Origin of the sequence: Pseudomonas inefficax (assembly GCF_032164165.1) — a bacterium.
GTDB classification, from domain to species: domain Bacteria; phylum Pseudomonadota; class Gammaproteobacteria; order Pseudomonadales; family Pseudomonadaceae; genus Aquipseudomonas; species Aquipseudomonas inefficax.
This window is the reverse complement of record NZ_CP134401.1, coordinates 3,090,308-3,105,775: the sequence shown is the minus strand read 5'-3', so window position 1 is coordinate 3,105,775 and position 15,468 is coordinate 3,090,308. Positions and strand designations below refer to the sequence as shown.

14 protein-coding genes are annotated in these 15,468 nt (G+C 61.5%); 11 read left to right on the top strand and 3 right to left on the bottom strand.

Annotation, left to right across the window (positions count from 1 at the left end; all coding sequences use genetic code 11):
- Positions 1-241: 241 nt before the first annotated feature.
- The 7 genes from apaG (at position 242) to RIN61_RS13800 (ending at position 8,167) form a co-directional block, all read left to right on the top strand.
- Positions 242-622 carry a Co2+/Mg2+ efflux protein ApaG gene (apaG, locus tag RIN61_RS13830; protein WP_012270198.1) on the top strand — a complete coding sequence of 127 codons (381 nt, stop codon included), beginning with the start codon at positions 242-244 and terminating at the stop codon, positions 620-622.
- Positions 622-1,488: a symmetrical bis(5'-nucleosyl)-tetraphosphatase gene (locus tag RIN61_RS13825; RefSeq protein WP_313852410.1), complete on the top strand. Its 867-nt coding sequence runs from the start codon at positions 622-624 to the stop codon at positions 1,486-1,488. Before apaG ends, RIN61_RS13825 begins: the two co-directional genes overlap by 1 nt.
- A 14-nt stretch (positions 1,489-1,502) precedes the next feature.
- On the top strand, positions 1,503-1,832 hold the full coding sequence (gene glpE, locus RIN61_RS13820) for a thiosulfate sulfurtransferase GlpE (RefSeq protein WP_112251542.1): 330 nt from the start codon (positions 1,503-1,505) through the stop codon (positions 1,830-1,832).
- A 283-nt stretch (positions 1,833-2,115) separates the two neighbouring features.
- Positions 2,116-4,038 carry a PrkA family serine protein kinase gene (locus RIN61_RS13815; RefSeq protein ID WP_133970054.1) on the top strand — a complete coding sequence of 641 codons (1,923 nt, stop codon included), beginning with the start codon at positions 2,116-2,118 and terminating at the stop codon, positions 4,036-4,038.
- Positions 4,039-4,168: 130 nt separating this feature from the next.
- The gene (locus tag RIN61_RS13810) at positions 4,169-5,440 is read left to right on the top strand and encodes a YeaH/YhbH family protein (protein WP_112251538.1); all 1,272 of its coding nucleotides are present in this window, start codon (positions 4,169-4,171) and stop codon (positions 5,438-5,440) included.
- Positions 5,437-7,005, top strand: coding sequence for a SpoVR family protein (locus RIN61_RS13805; protein ID WP_112251536.1), 1,569 nt, complete (start codon positions 5,437-5,439; stop codon positions 7,003-7,005). Before RIN61_RS13810 ends, RIN61_RS13805 begins: the two co-directional genes overlap by 4 nt.
- Positions 7,006-7,060: 55 nt before the next feature.
- Positions 7,061-8,167, top strand: coding sequence for a multifunctional CCA addition/repair protein (locus RIN61_RS13800; protein ID WP_112251534.1), 1,107 nt, complete (start codon positions 7,061-7,063; stop codon positions 8,165-8,167).
- 111 nt (positions 8,168-8,278) lie between these two features.
- Here the strand turns inward: RIN61_RS13800 and folK are convergent, their stop codons facing one another.
- Together folK and folB are read right to left on the bottom strand one after the other, a co-directional pair.
- The gene (folK, locus tag RIN61_RS13795; protein WP_112251532.1) at positions 8,279-8,788 is read right to left on the bottom strand and encodes a 2-amino-4-hydroxy-6-hydroxymethyldihydropteridine diphosphokinase; all 510 of its coding nucleotides are present in this window, start codon (positions 8,786-8,788) and stop codon (positions 8,279-8,281) included.
- On the bottom strand, positions 8,779-9,135 hold the full coding sequence (folB, locus tag RIN61_RS13790) for a dihydroneopterin aldolase (protein ID WP_004375185.1): 357 nt from the start codon (positions 9,133-9,135) through the stop codon (positions 8,779-8,781). Before folB ends, folK begins: the two co-directional genes overlap by 10 nt.
- 74 nt (positions 9,136-9,209) lie before the next feature.
- On the opposite strand from folB, the gene plsY reads away from it, so the two are divergent.
- Entirely contained in the window at positions 9,210-9,779 is a 570-nt protein-coding gene (gene plsY, locus RIN61_RS13785; RefSeq protein ID WP_112251528.1) for a glycerol-3-phosphate 1-O-acyltransferase PlsY, read from the top strand.
- Positions 9,780-9,782: 3 nt separating this feature from the next.
- Here plsY and tsaD read toward each other — a convergent pair whose 3' ends face one another.
- A complete protein-coding gene (gene tsaD, locus RIN61_RS13780; RefSeq protein WP_215521058.1) occupies positions 9,783-10,808 on the bottom strand; it encodes a tRNA (adenosine(37)-N6)-threonylcarbamoyltransferase complex transferase subunit TsaD in 1,026 nt (341 codons plus the stop codon).
- Positions 10,809-11,012: 204 nt separating this feature from the next.
- Here tsaD and rpsU point away from each other — a divergent pair, with 204 nt between their 5' ends.
- From rpsU to rpoD, 3 genes are all read left to right on the top strand, one after another.
- Positions 11,013-11,228 carry a 30S ribosomal protein S21 gene (rpsU, locus tag RIN61_RS13775; RefSeq protein ID WP_003255575.1) on the top strand — a complete coding sequence of 72 codons (216 nt, stop codon included), beginning with the start codon at positions 11,013-11,015 and terminating at the stop codon, positions 11,226-11,228.
- A 303-nt stretch (positions 11,229-11,531) separates the two neighbouring features.
- Entirely contained in the window at positions 11,532-13,514 is a 1,983-nt protein-coding gene (dnaG, locus tag RIN61_RS13770) for a DNA primase (RefSeq protein ID WP_207879282.1), read from the top strand.
- Positions 13,515-13,581: 67 nt separating this feature from the next.
- The gene (gene rpoD, locus RIN61_RS13765; protein ID WP_112251522.1) at positions 13,582-15,432 is read left to right on the top strand and encodes an RNA polymerase sigma factor RpoD; all 1,851 of its coding nucleotides are present in this window, start codon (positions 13,582-13,584) and stop codon (positions 15,430-15,432) included.
- The last annotated feature ends 36 nt before the right edge of the window (positions 15,433-15,468 follow it).

Sequence of the window (15,468 nt, the reverse complement as noted above, 5' to 3'; positions counted from 1 at the left end):
TTGCACAATCCTTGAAATCTGTGTGGCCCCTTGTAGGAGCGGCCTTGTATCGCGAAAGGGCCGCACAGCGGCCCCAGACTTTCAGCCTCGCTGCAGATATCGCCGGGGCCGCTCAGCGGCCCTTTCGCGACACAAGGCCGCTCCTACAACTGACCGCGCCAGCCGATCAGGATGGCGCTGGCCCTCCCCCCTCCCAATGGCCTAGACTGCATTATTGCGTCAGTTCGCCCAAGGCCCTTGCATGTCCGACCCCCGCTATCAGATCGACGTCAGCGTCGTGACCCGCTACCTCAAAGAACAATCCGACCCCGAAAACAGTCGTTTCGCTTTCGCCTACACCATCACCGTGCAGAACAATGGCTCGCTCAAGGCCAAGCTGCTGTCGCGCCACTGGCTGATCACCAATGGTGACGGCGAGGTCGAGGAAGTGCGTGGCGCCGGCGTGGTAGGGCAGCAGCCCAACATCGACCCAGGCCAGAGCCATACCTACAGCAGCGGCGCGGTCATCAGCACCCGCGTGGGCACCATGCAGGGCAGCTACCAGATGTTCGCCGAAGACGGCAAACGCTTCGATGCCGAGATCGCCCCGTTCCGCCTGGCGGTGCCCGGGGCGCTGCACTGATGGCTACCTACGCCGTCGGTGACCTGCAGGGCTGCCTGCAGCCACTCAAGTGCCTGCTCGAACGGGTCAACTTCAACCCCGCCGTCGATCGTCTATGGCTGGTCGGTGACCTGGTCAACCGCGGCCCCGAGTCGCTGGAAACCCTGCGCTTCCTTTATTCGATCCGCCAGTCGCTGGTGTGCGTGCTGGGCAACCATGACCTGCACCTGCTGGCCGCCTGGCACAATGTCGAACGCCTGAAGAAAAGCGACACACTGCGCGAAATCATCGAAGCGCCGGACGCCGACCAGCTGTTCGACTGGCTGCGCCAGCAAAAGCTGCTGCATTACGATGAACCCCGTGGCATTGCCCTGGTTCACGCCGGCATTCCACCGCAATGGACCTTGGGCAAAGCCCTGGAGCTGGCCGCCGAGGTCGAGGAAGTGCTGCGCGACGACGAGCGCCTGAAACTGTACCTGGACGGCATGTACGGCAACGAGCCGAACAAGTGGAGCAAGAACCTCAGCGGTATCGAGCGCCTGCGGGTCATCACCAACTACCTCACGCGCATGCGCTTCTGCACCGCCGAGGGCAAGCTCGACCTCAAGAGCAAGGAAGGCCTGGATACCGCCCCCAAAGGCTACAAGCCGTGGTATGCACACAAGGGTCGCCGCTCACGCCACGTGAAAATCATCTTTGGCCACTGGGCCGCCCTGCAAGGGCAGGTCGACGAGCCTGGCATCATTGCCCTGGACACCGGTTGCGTGTGGGGCGGTGCCATGACCCTGTACAACGTCGACAGCGGCGAATACCACCGCTGTGACTGCAGCGACGACGGCAACTTACGCCTCCCCAGCCAAACGCCTACACTGAACGATCAAAACTGAAGGAAGCCGTACCCATGAGCGAATTCAAGCGCATCCCTCCCGATCAGGCCCTGGCCCTGCGCGCGCAAGGTGCGGTAGTCGTCGACATTCGCGACCCGCAGGCCTTTGCCGCCGGCCACATCACCGGTGCCAAGCATCTGGATAACCATTCGGTCGCCGAGTTCATCCGCAATGCCGACCTCGATGCCCCGACCCTGGTGGTGTGCTATCACGGCAATTCCAGCCAGAGCGCCGCGGCCTATCTGGTGAACCAGGGCTTCTCGGACGTATACAGCGTCGACGGCGGCTTTGAGCTGTGGCGCGCCACTTACCCGGCCGAGACTGCCCAAGGCACTGCCGAATAATTTTTTCATTTTTACTGCAGCCCGCGCCCCGTGCGGGCTTGCGGCTTATCTGACGAACGGTCGTTCGCAACTTCTCCGCCCCTCGCCCTTGACCTTGCGGATAACCAACTATTCTTAAGCGCAGGCCATCCAGAAAAAGGGGAGAGCCGGTACACCGGCGTGCGGGTCATCGGTAGCGTTACAGGGTGTTCTGGGGGGTATACAGCAGCCGGCAAACCCGGTTGCATGCCAGCATCAGCTGACTGATCCGGCGTCGTCTCCACGTATCGAGCGAGGTGACGTCATGAGTATTTTTAGCCACTTCCAACAACGTTTCGAGTCTACGCGCCAGGAAGAACTCTCGCTGCAGGAGTACCTCGAGCTGTGCAAAGAGGATCGCAGTGCCTACGCATCGGCGGCCGAACGGCTGTTGCTGGCCATCGGTGAGCCGGAGCTGATCGACACCTCAACCAACTCCAGACTGTCGCGAATCTTCTCCAACAAGGTTATCCGCCGCTATCCGGCCTTTGCCGACTTCCATGGCATGGAAGAGTGCATCGACCAGATCGTGTCCTACTTCCGCCACGCCGCTCAAGGCCTGGAGGAAAAGAAACAGATCCTCTACCTGCTGGGCCCGGTGGGCGGCGGCAAGTCGTCGCTGGCCGAAAAACTCAAGCAGCTGATGGAAAAGGTACCGTTTTACGCCATCAAGGGCTCGCCGGTATTCGAGTCGCCCCTGGGGCTGTTCAACGCCACCGAAGACGGGGCCATTCTCGAGGAAGAGTTCGGCATCCCGCGGCGCTACCTGAACACCATCATGTCGCCCTGGGCCACCAAACGCCTGCAGGAGTTCGGCGGCGACATCAGCAAGTTCAAGGTGGTGAAACTGTACCCGTCGATTCTCAACCAGATCGCCATCGCCAAGACCGAACCCGGCGACGAGAACAACCAGGACATTTCGGCCCTGGTCGGCAAGGTCGATATCCGCAAGCTCGAAGAATTCCCGCAGAACGACGCCGACGCCTATGCCTATTCGGGTGCGCTGTGCCGGGCCAACCAAGGCCTGATGGAATTCGTCGAGATGTTCAAGGCCCCGATCAAGGTCCTGCACCCGCTGCTCACTGCCACCCAGGAAGGCAACTACAACAGTACCGAAGGCCTCGGCGCCATCCCCTACTCCGGGATCTTGCTGGCCCACTCCAACGAATCGGAGTGGCACACCTTCCGCAACAACAAGAACAACGAGGCGTTCATCGACCGGATCTACATCGTCAAGGTGCCGTACTGCCTGCGCGTCAGCGACGAAATCAAGATCTACGACAAGCTACTGATCAACAGCTCGCTGGCCAAGGCCCACTGCGCGCCAGACACGCTGAAGATGCTCGCCCAGTTCACCGTGCTGTCGCGCCTGAAAGAGCCGGAAAACTCCAACATCTATTCGAAGATGCGGGTGTACGACGGGGAAAACCTCAAGGACACCGATCCGAAGGCCAAGTCGATCCAGGAGTACCGCGATTCCGCCGGCGTCGACGAAGGCATGAACGGCCTGTCGACCCGCTTTGCGTTCAAGATCCTGTCCAAGGTGTTCAACTTCGACCCGCATGAAGTGGCCGCCAACCCGGTGCACCTGCTGTATGTGCTGGAGCAGCAGATCGAGCAGGAACAGTTCCCGGCCGAAGTGCGCGAACGCTACCTGCGCTACCTGAAGGAGTACCTGGCCCCACGCTACATCGAGTTCATCGGCAAGGAAATCCAGACCGCCTACCTGGAGTCCTACAGCGAATACGGCCAGAACATTTTCGACCGCTACGTGCTGTATGCCGATTTCTGGATCCAGGACCAGGAATACCGCGATCCGGAAACCGGCGAAATTCTCAACCGTATCGCCCTCAACGAAGAACTGGAGAAGATCGAGAAGCCGGCCGGCATCAGCAACCCGAAAGATTTCCGCAACGAAATCGTCAACTTCGTGCTGCGTGCCCGTGCCAACAACAACGGCAAGAATCCGAGCTGGCTGAGCTACGAAAAGCTGCGGGTGGTGATCGAGAAGAAAATGTTCTCCAACACCGAGGACCTGCTGCCGGTCATCAGCTTCAACGCCAAGGCAAGCAAGGAGGACCAACAGAAACACAACGACTTCGTCACGCGCATGGTGGAGCGTGGCTACACCGACAAACAGGTTCGTCTGCTGTCGGAATGGTACCTGCGGGTCAGGAAATCGCAATAAGGCGACAAGCTACCCACCGCGCGCCCAGGGCTGCTATGCCAGCCCTGGGCGGCGGCAGCTGCTTTGCTGCCATTGCTTGCAGCAGCTCGTAGCTTGAAGCGTGCAGCTGTTCCCAGCTACCGGAGGGACCATGAGCTACGTTATAGATCGACGCCTGAACGGCAAGAACAAGAGCACGGTGAACCGCCAGCGCTTCCTGCGGCGGTACCGCGAACATATCAAGAAAGCCGTCGAAGAGGCGGTAAGCCGCCGTTCCATCATGGACATGGAACATGGCGAGCAGATCAGCATCCCGGGGCGCGACATCGACGAACCGGTGCTGCACCATGGTCGCGGGGGCAAGCAGACCATCGTGCACCCAGGCAACAAGGAATTCACCGCCGGTGAACACATCCCCAGGCCACAGGGTGGCGGCGGTGGCGGCGGCCGTGGCAAGGCCGGCAATTCCGGCGAGGGCATGGACGACTTCGTCTTCCAGATCACCCAGGAAGAATTCCTCGAGTTCATGTTCGAGGACCTCGAGCTGCCCAACCTGGTCAAACGTCACCTGACCGGGGCCGACACCTTCAAGACCGTGCGCGCCGGTATCGCCAACGAAGGCAACCCGTCACGCATCAACATCGTGCGCACCCTGCGTTCGGCCCATGCCCGGCGCATCGCCCTGACCGGCAGCAGCCGCGCACTGCTGCGCGAAGCGCAGAAGGAACTCGCCCGCCTGAAGGTTGAGGAACCGGATAATTTCACCGATATCCAGGAAGTCGAACACGAGATCGAACGCCTGAAGGCACGTATCAATCGCCTGCCCTTCCTCGACACTTTCGACCTCAAGTACAACCTGCTGGTCAAGCAACCCAACCCCAGCTCCAAGGCGGTGATGTTCTGCCTGATGGACGTGTCCGGCTCGATGACCCAGGCCACCAAGGACATCGCCAAGCGCTTTTTCATCCTGCTGTACCTGTTCCTCAAGCGAAACTACGACCGCATCGAAGTGGTATTCATCCGCCACCACACCAGCGCCCGTGAAGTCGACGAGGAAGAATTCTTCTATTCGCGGGAAACCGGCGGCACCATCGTTTCCAGCGCGCTGAAGCTGATGCAGGAGGTCATGGCCGAACGCTACCCGGCCAGCGACTGGAACATCTACGCCGCCCAGGCTTCCGACGGCGACAATTGGAACGACGACTCGCCGATCTGCCGCGACATCCTGGCCAAGCAGATCATGCCGCATGTGCAGTACTACACTTACGTTGAAATCACTCCTCGTGAACACCAGGCGCTGTGGTACGAATACGAGCGCATAGGCGAAGCCTTCCCCGACACGTTCGCCCAGCAGCAGTTGGTATCGGCCGGCGATATCTACCCGGTCTTCCGTGAACTCTTCCAGCGCAGGTTAGCCACATGACCGCCAGAGCACAGAGACGCCAACCTATTTCCACCGGGTCCGAGTGGACGTTCGAACTGATCCAGACCTACGACCGGGAAATCAGCCGCCTGGCCGAGCGTTACGCCCTGGACACCTACCCCAACCAGATCGAGGTGATTACCGCCGAGCAGATGATGGACGCCTATGCCTCGGTCGGCATGCCGCTGGGTTATCACCATTGGTCCTACGGCAAGCAGTTCCTCAGCACGGAGAAGTCCTACAGCCGTGGCCAGATGGGCCTGGCCTACGAGATCGTGATCAACTCCGACCCGTGCATCGCCTACCTGATGGAAGAAAACACCATGTGCATGCAGGCACTGGTGATCGCCCATGCCTGCTACGGCCATAACAGTTTCTTCAAGGGCAACTACCTGTTCCGCACCTGGACCGACGCCAGCTCGATCATTGACTACCTGGTGTTCGCCAAGCAGTACATCGCCCAGTGCGAAGAGCGCCATGGCATCGATGCCGTGGAAGACCTGATCGACTCCTGTCATGCCCTGATGAACTACGGTGTCGACCGTTACAAGCGGCCTTATCCGATTTCCGCCGAAGAGGAGCGGCGGCGGCAGAAGGAGCGCGAGGAACACCTGCAGCGGCAGATCAATGACCTGTGGCGAACCATTCCGAAGAGCGCCGACAAGGGTAACGATCGAGATGATGCGCGCTTCCCCGCCGAACCGCAGGAAAACATCCTCTATTTCATCGAGAAGAACGCCCCGCTGCTGGAGCCCTGGCAGCGTGAAGTGGTGCGCATCGTGCGCAAGATCGCCCAGTATTTCTACCCGCAGCGCCAGACCCAGGTGATGAACGAAGGCTGGGCGACATTCTGGCACTACACGCTGATGAACGACCTGTATGACGAGGGGCTTATCACCGAAGGCTTCATGATGGAGTTCCTGCAGTCGCACACCAGCGTAGTGTTCCAGCCCGGCTTCGACAGCCCCTACTACAACGGCATCAACCCCTACGCACTGGGCTTTGCGATGTACACCGACATCCGCCGCATGTGCGAAAACCCGACCGAAGAAGATCGCCGCTGGTTCCCCGACATTGCCGGCAGTGACTGGCTTTCTACCATCAAGTTCGCCATGAGCAGCTTCAAGGACGAGAGCTTCATCCTGCAGTACCTGTCGCCAAAGGTCATGCGCGATCTCAAGCTGTTCAGCATCCTCGATGACGACCAGCGCGACGACCTGTATGTACCTGCCATCCACGACGAGGCCGGCTACCGGACCATTCGCGAACTACTGGCGGCGCAGTACAACCTGGGCAACCGCGAGCCAAACGTACAGATCTGGAGCGTCGACCGCCGCGGTGACCGCTCGCTGACCTTGCGTCACCAGCAACACAACCGCAAACCGCTGGGCGACTCGACCGAGGAAGTGCTCAAGCACCTGCACCGCCTGTGGGGCTTCGACATCCATCTGGAGACCGTCCAGGGCGAGCAGGTGATGAAGACGCACCATATGCCACCACGCGGCGAGCACGGCGAAAACGCCGATTACGGGCGCATGGACCTGGCGGTCATCCACCACCTCTGATGCTACCCCATGGCTGCCGACGGGTTATCCTGTCGGCAGTTATGGAGAGTTGCACATGCACATCTACAAAGTCGGCGGCGCGGTACGCGACCGCCTGCTCGGCCGCCCTGTCAGCGATATCGACTGGCTGGTGGTCGGCGCTAGCGTCGAAGAAATGCTTGCCAAAGGTTATCGCCCGGTCGGGGCTGATTTCCCGGTGTTCCTGCACCCGAAAACTGGCGAGGAATACGCCCTGGCGCGTACCGAACGCAAGAGCGGCCGCGGCTACGGCGGGTTCACGTTTCACGCCAGCCCAGATGTGACCTTGGAAGAAGACCTGATCCGCCGCGACCTCACGATCAATGCAATGGCCGAGGATGAAGCCGGCACGGTTTATGACCCGTACAACGGTCAGCAAGATCTCGATCAGCGCCTTTTGCGGCATGTTTCCCCGGCATTCGCCGAAGATCCATTGCGCGTGCTGCGTGTCGCGCGCTTTGCTGCCCGCTATGCACCGCTGGGTTTCAGGGTTGCCGACCAGACCCTGGAGTTGATGCGCCTGATCAGTGCCTCGGGCGAGTTGCAGGCACTGACCGCCGAGCGCAGCTGGAAAGAAATCGAGCGCGCGCTGATGGAGGCGCAGCCGCAGGTGTTCTTCCAGGTGCTGCGCGTTTGCGGGGCCTTGCCAGAGCTGCTGCCTGAGCTCGATGACGATACCCAAGGCCTGGCAGCGCTGGAGCAGGCCGCGCTGCACGAACAGGCTCTGCACGTGCGCTGGGCCTGCCTGTTGCACACGCTGCCCCCCGCCTCGATCAAGGCGGTTAACCAGCGCCTCAAGGCGCCGCGGGAATGCCAGGAACTGGCGTTGCTGACCGGTGAGTGCCTGGCGAAAGCTGGCCAGGCGCCGGAGTTGCCTGCCACGGCAGTGCTGGAGTTGTTGCACCAGTTCGATGTGTATCGACGGCCGCAGCGATTCGAGGACTTCCTGATCGTTTGCGAGATGACAGCACTGGGCGAGGGCAAATCGGTTTATCCACAGGCCGACTATCTGCGAGGGGCAGCAGCGGCGGCGCGGGCAGTGGATGTGAAGCCGTTGGTGCAGGCAGGGCTGACTGGCCAGGGCTTGGGTGAAGCGCTCAAAAGTGAGCGGCTGAAAGCGCTCGAGGCTTACAAGCTCGGTTGAACATACCGGCCCTTTCGCGGCTAAAGCCGCTCCCACAGGAACCGCGCATTTTCTGAACCTCGCACCTAAACCTGTGGGAGCGGCTTTAGCCGCGAAAGGGCCAGTACAGGCTCATGCTGGAGTCAGCTGCAGCCCCCGCCACTCGAAGGCAACCGGAGCCAACACCTGATCAATCCGCGCCTCCTGCCACAACTGCGCCATTGTCTTGCCTACCCCCGGATGCAACAACTCGGGCGCCAGCAGCGACAGCGGCCACAGCACAAAGGCGTTCTTCAGGATCTCGGCACGAGGCAACACCAGCCCATCGAAGGTGCCGTTCAAGTCGTCATACATCAGCACATCGATATCCAGCGGCAGCCCCTTGCGGTCCGGCGCATAGCGGCCATTGTCGGCCTCGATGAACTTCAACCGGCGGTCCAGTTCGATCAACGGCAACGCGGTCTGCCCGGTCACCACGAAGTTGATGAACGGCCCGCTCTTGATCCCCACCGCCTGGCTTTCGAACGCCGGCGAACAGCGCATGTCGGTCAGGATGCCCGCCAACGCATCGAGCCCGGCGCACAAGTGCACCTCGCGGTCGACATTGCTGCCAAGGCCCAGGTAAACCGTGCTCAGAGACATCCGCGCTCGATCTCCACGCCAACACCACCACGGGCCGCCGGCACCGCACCTGGCTTGGTCAGCTTCAACCGCACCCATGGGATGTGGAACTCCTCCATCAACGTCGCCACCAGGCGCTCGGCGAAGGTTTCCACCAGCTCGAAACGGGCCTGTTCGGCAAACGCCTGGATGCGCGCCGATACACTGGCATAGTCCAGCGCCAGGTTCAGGTCGTCACCGGCCGCAGCCGGGCGGTTGTCCCAGGCAAAGCTCAGGTCCAGGCGCAAGCACTGGCGAATATCCCGCTCCCAGTCATAGGCACCGATAACGGTATCGACTTCCAGGCCTTCGATGAACACTCTGTCCAAGCACTTCTCTCCACAGCACGACAAGGGCGACTGGCGCCGTTAGAATCAGGGCGTCCTCGCCCGGAATAGTTAGCATGTTTTGGTTACTGGCGTTGCTCGCCTACCTGCTCGGCTCGCTGTCCTTCGCCATCGTCCTCAGCCGCCTTACAGGCAGCCCGGACCCGCGTTCCAGCGGTTCAGGCAATGCCGGCGCCACCAACATGCTACGCCTGGCAGGCCGTAAACTGGCGATCCTGACCCTGCTTGGCGACCTGTGCAAGGGCCTGTTGCCGGTATTGCTCGCCCGCGGTACCGGGCTGGACCTGCACGCGCAGGCCTGGGTTGGCGTGTGCGCAGTGCTGGGCCACCTGTTCCCGCTGTACTTCCGCTTCCAGGGCGGCAAGGGCGTGGCAACAGCCGCCGGCATGCTCATGGCCCTGTACTTCCCGGCCGCGCTGCTGGCCATTGGCGCCTGGCTGCTGACCTTCTACCTCACCCGCACCAGTTCGCTGGCGGCGCTGATCGCCACACCCCTGACCCTGCCATTGCTGGCCTGGCGCGAGCCAGAGGCCCTGCTACCGATAACCGTGCTGACGGCGATGATCGTATGGCGCCACCGCAGCAACCTGCGCGACCTGTTCGCGGGCCGTGAACGGCACTTCTAACGCTCAAACCGGCGGCAGCTGCTCCATTGGCCAGCGTGCCTGCACGCTGATTGCCAGGTCCTGCTGCTGCCCGGCCAACAACCGCTGGCAGCCGGCATAGGCAATCATTGCGCCGTTGTCGGTGCAGAACTGCGGACGCGCGTAGTACACGTTGCCCTTGATGCTGCCGAGCATGTCCTCAAGGGACGCACGCAGGGCCTTGTTGGCGCTGACGCCACCGGCAATGACCAGGCGCTTGAGGCCGGTCTGCTTCAACGCCCGCTTGCACTTGATGGTCAAAGTCTCCACCACCGCCTGCTGGAATGCCAGGGACAGGTCGCAACGGGTTTGCTCATTGTCGTCGCCGGCATCGCGGCACTGCTGCCAGGTGTTCAGGGCAAAGGTTTTCAGGCCGCTGAAGCTGAACTCCAGGCCCGGGCGGTCGGTCATCGGCCGCGGGAACACGAAGCGGCCAGGCACGCCGCGCTCGGCCAGGCGGGCGATTTCCGGGCCACCGGGGTAGTTCAGGCCGATCAGCTTGGCGGTCTTGTCGAACGCTTCGCCGGCAGCGTCGTCCAGGCTCTCGCCCAGCAGCTCGTAGTGACCGATGCCATCGACCCGCACCAGCTGGGTGTGGCCACCGGAAACCAACAAAGCGACGAACGGAAACTCCGGAGGGTTTTCTTCCAGCATGGGTGCCAGCAGGTGGCCTTCCATGTGGTGTACGCCAATAGCCGGAATGTCCCAGGCAAAGGCCAGCGCCTGGGCGCAGGAGGCCCCCACCAGCAGGGCACCGACCAGGCCAGGACCTGCGGTGTAGGCGATGGCGTCGATCTCGGTCGCGACGCAGCCGGCCTCGTCCAGCACCTGGCGGATGAGCGGCAGCATGCGCTTGACGTGATCACGCGAGGCAAGCTCCGGCACCACACCGCCGAACACGCGGTGCAGGTCGATCTGGCTGAACAGCGCGTCGGCCAACAAACCGCGCTCGCTGTCGTATAATGCGACGCCAGTTTCGTCGCAGGATGTTTCCAATCCCAGTACTAGCATGGGTTCGTCCCTTGTGGGGGCTGAATTCGAAGCCGCGCATGATAGTCCCCGTGTTGGATGCCGACCAGCGGTTTTCGATCAGAGGCTTTGCATTCCGGCTTGCTAAGGGTTAACATCCGCAACCCTTGAAAACCGACGTTCTCCAGCACACCTTTGTTTTGCCAGGAGCACGTCTACCCCGGTAATGAATTAAGGTAGCCCTGGATGCCAGCCGTCAAAGTTAAAGAGAACGAACCCTTCGACGTAGCTCTGCGTCGTTTCAAGCGCTCCTGCGAAAAAGCCGGTGTACTGGCTGAAGTTCGTAGCCGCGAGTTTTACGAGAAGCCGACCGCCGAGCGTAAGCGCAAAGCAGCTGCTGCTGTTAAGCGTCACGCCAAGAAAGTTCAGCGCGAACAGCGCCGCGCCGTTCGTCTGTACTAATACAGACGTTCTACGCAAAGCTTCTGCCCTGCCCGGCTAACCGCCGGGCGATGGCAGTGGCAGTTTCAAACTTGAGCAGCTAGCTCAAGGCCCTGCACGAGCGTCATGCGAACTGCACATGGGCAACCTGCCTGAAACGTCAGAGCTGGTCCTCCTTGTTGTATGACCAGACGTGCACGTCCGACTGACGGGCCCTCAGGGGCTGGCGACGAGCACACATTCCCTCGCACTTCCCCAAACGGCACTCGCCCCATTCGGCGCGTGAGCGATTAGACTTGCCAGTTGCCAGATGACGAGACTGCCATGGCCGGGCTGATTCCCCAGAGTTTCATTGACGACCTTATCAACCGCCTCGACATCGTCGATGTGGTGAGTTCGCGCGTCCAGCTGAAAAAAACCGGCAAGAACTACTCCGCATGCTGCCCGTTCCACAAGGAAAAGACCCCTTCCTTCACGGTCAGCCCCGACAAGCAGTTCTACTACTGCTTCGGTTGCGGCGCCGGCGGCAACGCCCTGGGTTTCGTCATGGACCACGACAACCTGGACTTCCCCCAGGCCGTCGAGGAACTGGCTCGCGCCGCCGGCATGGAAGTACCCCGCGAGCAAGGCCGCCGCGACCACAAGCCGCGCCAGCCAACTGATTCGCCGCTGTACCCGCTGCTGGACGCCGCCTCGGAGTTCTACCGCCAGGCCCTGCGCAGCCACCCGACCCGCAAGGCGGCGGTGGATTACCTCAAGGGCCGCGGCCTGTCCGGGGAGATCGCCCGTGACTTCGGCCTGGGTTTCGCCCCGCCAGGCTGGGACAATCTGCTCAAGCACCTGGGTGCCGACACCCTGCAGCAGAAGGTGATGATCGATGCTGGCTTGCTGATCGAGAACGCCGAAAGCGGCAAGCGCTACGACCGCTTCCGCGACCGGGTGATGTTCCCGATCCGCGACAGCCGCGGGCGCATCATCGCCTTCGGTGGCCGGGTGCTTGGCGACGACAAGCCCAAGTACCTGAACTCCCCGGAAACCCCGGTGTTCCACAAGGGCCAGGAACTGTATGGCCTGTACGAGGCGCGCAAGCACAACCGCAACCTTGACGAAATCATCGTCGTCGAAGGCTACATGGACGTCATTGCCCTGGCCCAGCAGGGCCTGCGCAACGCCGTGGCCACCCTCGGCACCGCCACCAGCGAAGAGCACCTCAAGCGCCTGTTCCGCGTGGTACCCAGCGTGCTGTTCTGCTTCGACGGCGACCAGGCCGGGCGCAAGGCCGCATGGCGCGCCTTGGAATCGACCCTGTCGAACCTGCAGGACGGCCGCCGCGCGCGCTTCCTGTTCCTGCCCGAAGGCGAAGACCCGGACAGCCTGGTGCGCGCCGAAGGCACCGATGCCTTCATGGCCCGCATCAACCAGCACGCCCAGCCGCTGGCCGATTACTTCTTCGAGCAACTAGGCGTCGAAGCCGACCCGCGCTCGCTGGAAGGCAAGGCGCACATGGCGACCCTGGCCGCACCGCTGATCGAAAAGATCCCCGGTGCCAACCTGCGCCAGCTGATGCGCAACCGCCTGAAGGAAATCACCGGCCTCGACCCACAGCAGGTCGAACAACTGGCACAACACGCTCCGGCCACCAGCAGCGTGCCGGACTACGACCCTGGCTACGACTACGATGCCATGGCCAGTTACACCCCCGATTACGGCGACATGCCGCAGCACGACTTCGCCCCCGTTCATCAGGAACAGGAATGGAAGCCGAGCAAGGGCGCCGGCAAGAAGCAGTGGAGCGACAAACCCTGGGACAAGAACCGCAAGGGCGGCAAGCCATGGCAGCAACGCGACGAAGCGCCGCCGCGCGTGCCGGCCCCGGTCGAGCCGCCTACCCTGGCCGCCCTGCGCACCCTGCTGCACCACCCGCTGCTGGCCGGCAAGGTGGAGGATGCCAGCCACTTCGCCGACGAAGAACACCTCTACAGCCAGCTGTTGGTCGCACTGATCGAAGCCGCGCAGAAAAATCCTGGGCTAAGCTCAATGCAGCTGATCGCACGATGGCACGGCACCGAACAGGGGCGCCTGCTGCGGGCCCTGGCGGAAAAGGAATGGCTGATCGTTGCCGACAACCTTGAACAACAGTTTTTCGACACTATAACTAGCTTGTCCGCCCGCCAACGCGAGCGCAGCCTGGAACAACTGCTCAGGAAATCACGTCAAAGCGAATTGACCAGCGAGGAAAAAACCCAGCTCCTCGCCCTGCTGAGCCGGAATGTTCCCGCACAAACGCCGACCTCATCTGGCGCGTGAGGCCCATGCTCGGGTATAATCCTCGGCTTGTTTTTTGCCCGCCAAGACCTTCAGTGGATAGGGTGTTATGTCCGGAAAAGCGCAACAGCAGTCTCGTATCAAAGAGTTGATCACCCGCGGTCGTGAGCAGGGCTACCTGACTTACGCGGAGGTCAACGACCACCTGCCTGAGGATATTTCAGATCCTGAACAGGTGGAAGACATCATCCGCATGATCAACGACATGGGGATCAACGTATTCGAGAGTGCTCCGGATGCGGATGCCCTTCTGTTGGCGGAAGCCGACACCGACGAAGCCGCGGCCGAAGAAGCCGCTGCTGCGTTGGCGGCAGTTGAAACCGATATCGGCCGCACGACCGACCCGGTGCGCATGTACATGCGCGAAATGGGTACCGTCGAGCTGCTGACCCGCGAAGGCGAAATCGAAATCGCCAAGCGTATCGAGGAAGGCATTCGTGAAGTCATGGGCGCCATCGCCCACTTCCCGGGCACTGTCGACTACATTCTCGGCGAATATGACCGTGTCACCACCGAAGGTGGCCGTCTGTCCGACGTTCTCAGCGGTTACATCGACCCTGACGACAATATCGCCGCGCCGACCGAAGAAGTGCCGATCCCAGGCGCCAAGGCCGCCGCCGCGAAGGAAGAGTCCGACGACGAAGAGGAAGAATCCGAAAGCGGTGACGACGAGGAAGAGGCCGAGAGCGGCCCGGACCCGGAAGTCGCGCGCCAGCGTTTCGGTGCGGTCAACGACCAGCTGCAGGCCACCAACAAGGTTCTGAAGAAAAATGGTCGTGCCCACAAGGAAAGCGTCGAGGCCCTGCAGGCTCTGGCCGACCTGTTCATGCCGATCAAGCTGGTACCGAAGCAGTTCGAGGTACTGGTAGAGCGTGTTCGTGACGCCTTGAACCGCCTGCGTCAGCAGGAACGCGCCATCATGCAGCTGTGCGTGCGTGACGCCCGCATGCCGCGTGCCGACTTCCTGCGCATGTTCCCGAGCAACGAAACCGACCAGACCTGGAGCGGTGACCTGGCCAAGCGCAACACCAAGTGGGCTGCCGCCCTGGGTGAAAAGGACGCTGCCATCGTCGCTTGCCAACAGAAGCTGATCGACCTTGAGACCGAAACCGGCCTGACCGTTGCCGAGATCAAGGAAATCAACCGTCGCATGTCGATCGGTGAAGCCAAGGCCCGCCGCGCCAAGAAAGAAATGGTCGAGGCGAACCTGCGTCTGGTTATCTCCATCGCCAAGAAGTACACCAACCGTGGCCTGCAGTTCCTCGACCTGATCCAGGAAGGCAACATCGGCTTGATGAAAGCGGTGGACAAGTTCGAATACCGTCGCGGCTACAAGTTCTCGACCTACGCCACCTGGTGGATTCGCCAGGCGATCACCCGTTCGATCGCCGACCAGGCACGCACCATCCGTATTCCGGTGCACATGATCGAGACGATCAACAAGCTCAACCGTATTTCCCGCCAGATGCTGCAGGAAATGGGTCGCGAACCGACCCCGGAAGAGCTTGGCGAGCGCATGGAAATGCCTGAGGACAAGATCCGTAAGGTACTGAAGATCGCCAAAGAGCCGATCTCCATGGAAACCCCGATCGGTGATGACGAAGATTCGCACCTGGGCGACTTCATCGAGGACTCGACCATGCAGTCCCCGATCGATGTGGCCACGGTCGAAAGCCTCAAGGAAGCCACCCGTGACGTGCTCTCGGGCCTGACCGCACGCGAAGCCAAGGTGCTGCGCATGCGTTTCGGTATCGACATGAACACCGACCACACCCTCGAAGAGGTAGGCAAGCAGTTCGATGTGACCCGCGAGCGGATCCGTCAGATCGAAGCGAAGGCGTTGCGCAAACTGCGCCACCCGACTCGGAGCGAGCATCTGCGCTCCTTCCTCGACGAGTGATGACAAAACCCCGGCCCAGGCCGGGGTTTTTCTTTC

Bases quoted from the DNA above. Each gene is read 5' to 3' on its own strand.
- tsaD (WP_215521058.1), bottom strand. From the start codon at position 10,808: ATGCTAGTACTGGGATTGGAAACATCCTGCGACGAAACTGGCGTCGCA.
- RIN61_RS13815 (WP_133970054.1), top strand. From the start codon at position 2,116: ATGAGTATTTTTAGCCACTTCCAACAACGTTTCGAGTCTACGCGCCAG.
- RIN61_RS13810 (WP_112251538.1), top strand. From the start codon at position 4,169: ATGAGCTACGTTATAGATCGACGCCTGAACGGCAAGAACAAGAGCACG.
- dnaG (WP_207879282.1), top strand. From the start codon at position 11,532: ATGGCCGGGCTGATTCCCCAGAGTTTCATTGACGACCTTATCAACCGC.
- RIN61_RS13805 (WP_112251536.1), top strand. From the start codon at position 5,437: ATGACCGCCAGAGCACAGAGACGCCAACCTATTTCCACCGGGTCCGAG.
- glpE (WP_112251542.1), top strand. From the start codon at position 1,503: ATGAGCGAATTCAAGCGCATCCCTCCCGATCAGGCCCTGGCCCTGCGC.
- apaG (WP_012270198.1), top strand. From the start codon at position 242: ATGTCCGACCCCCGCTATCAGATCGACGTCAGCGTCGTGACCCGCTAC.
- RIN61_RS13800 (WP_112251534.1), top strand. From the start codon at position 7,061: ATGCACATCTACAAAGTCGGCGGCGCGGTACGCGACCGCCTGCTCGGC.
- rpoD (WP_112251522.1), top strand. From the start codon at position 13,582: ATGTCCGGAAAAGCGCAACAGCAGTCTCGTATCAAAGAGTTGATCACC.
- rpsU (WP_003255575.1), top strand. From the start codon at position 11,013: ATGCCAGCCGTCAAAGTTAAAGAGAACGAACCCTTCGACGTAGCTCTG.
- RIN61_RS13825 (WP_313852410.1), top strand. From the start codon at position 622: ATGGCTACCTACGCCGTCGGTGACCTGCAGGGCTGCCTGCAGCCACTC.
- folK (WP_112251532.1), bottom strand. From the start codon at position 8,788: ATGTCTCTGAGCACGGTTTACCTGGGCCTTGGCAGCAATGTCGACCGC.
- plsY (WP_112251528.1), top strand. From the start codon at position 9,210: ATGTTTTGGTTACTGGCGTTGCTCGCCTACCTGCTCGGCTCGCTGTCC.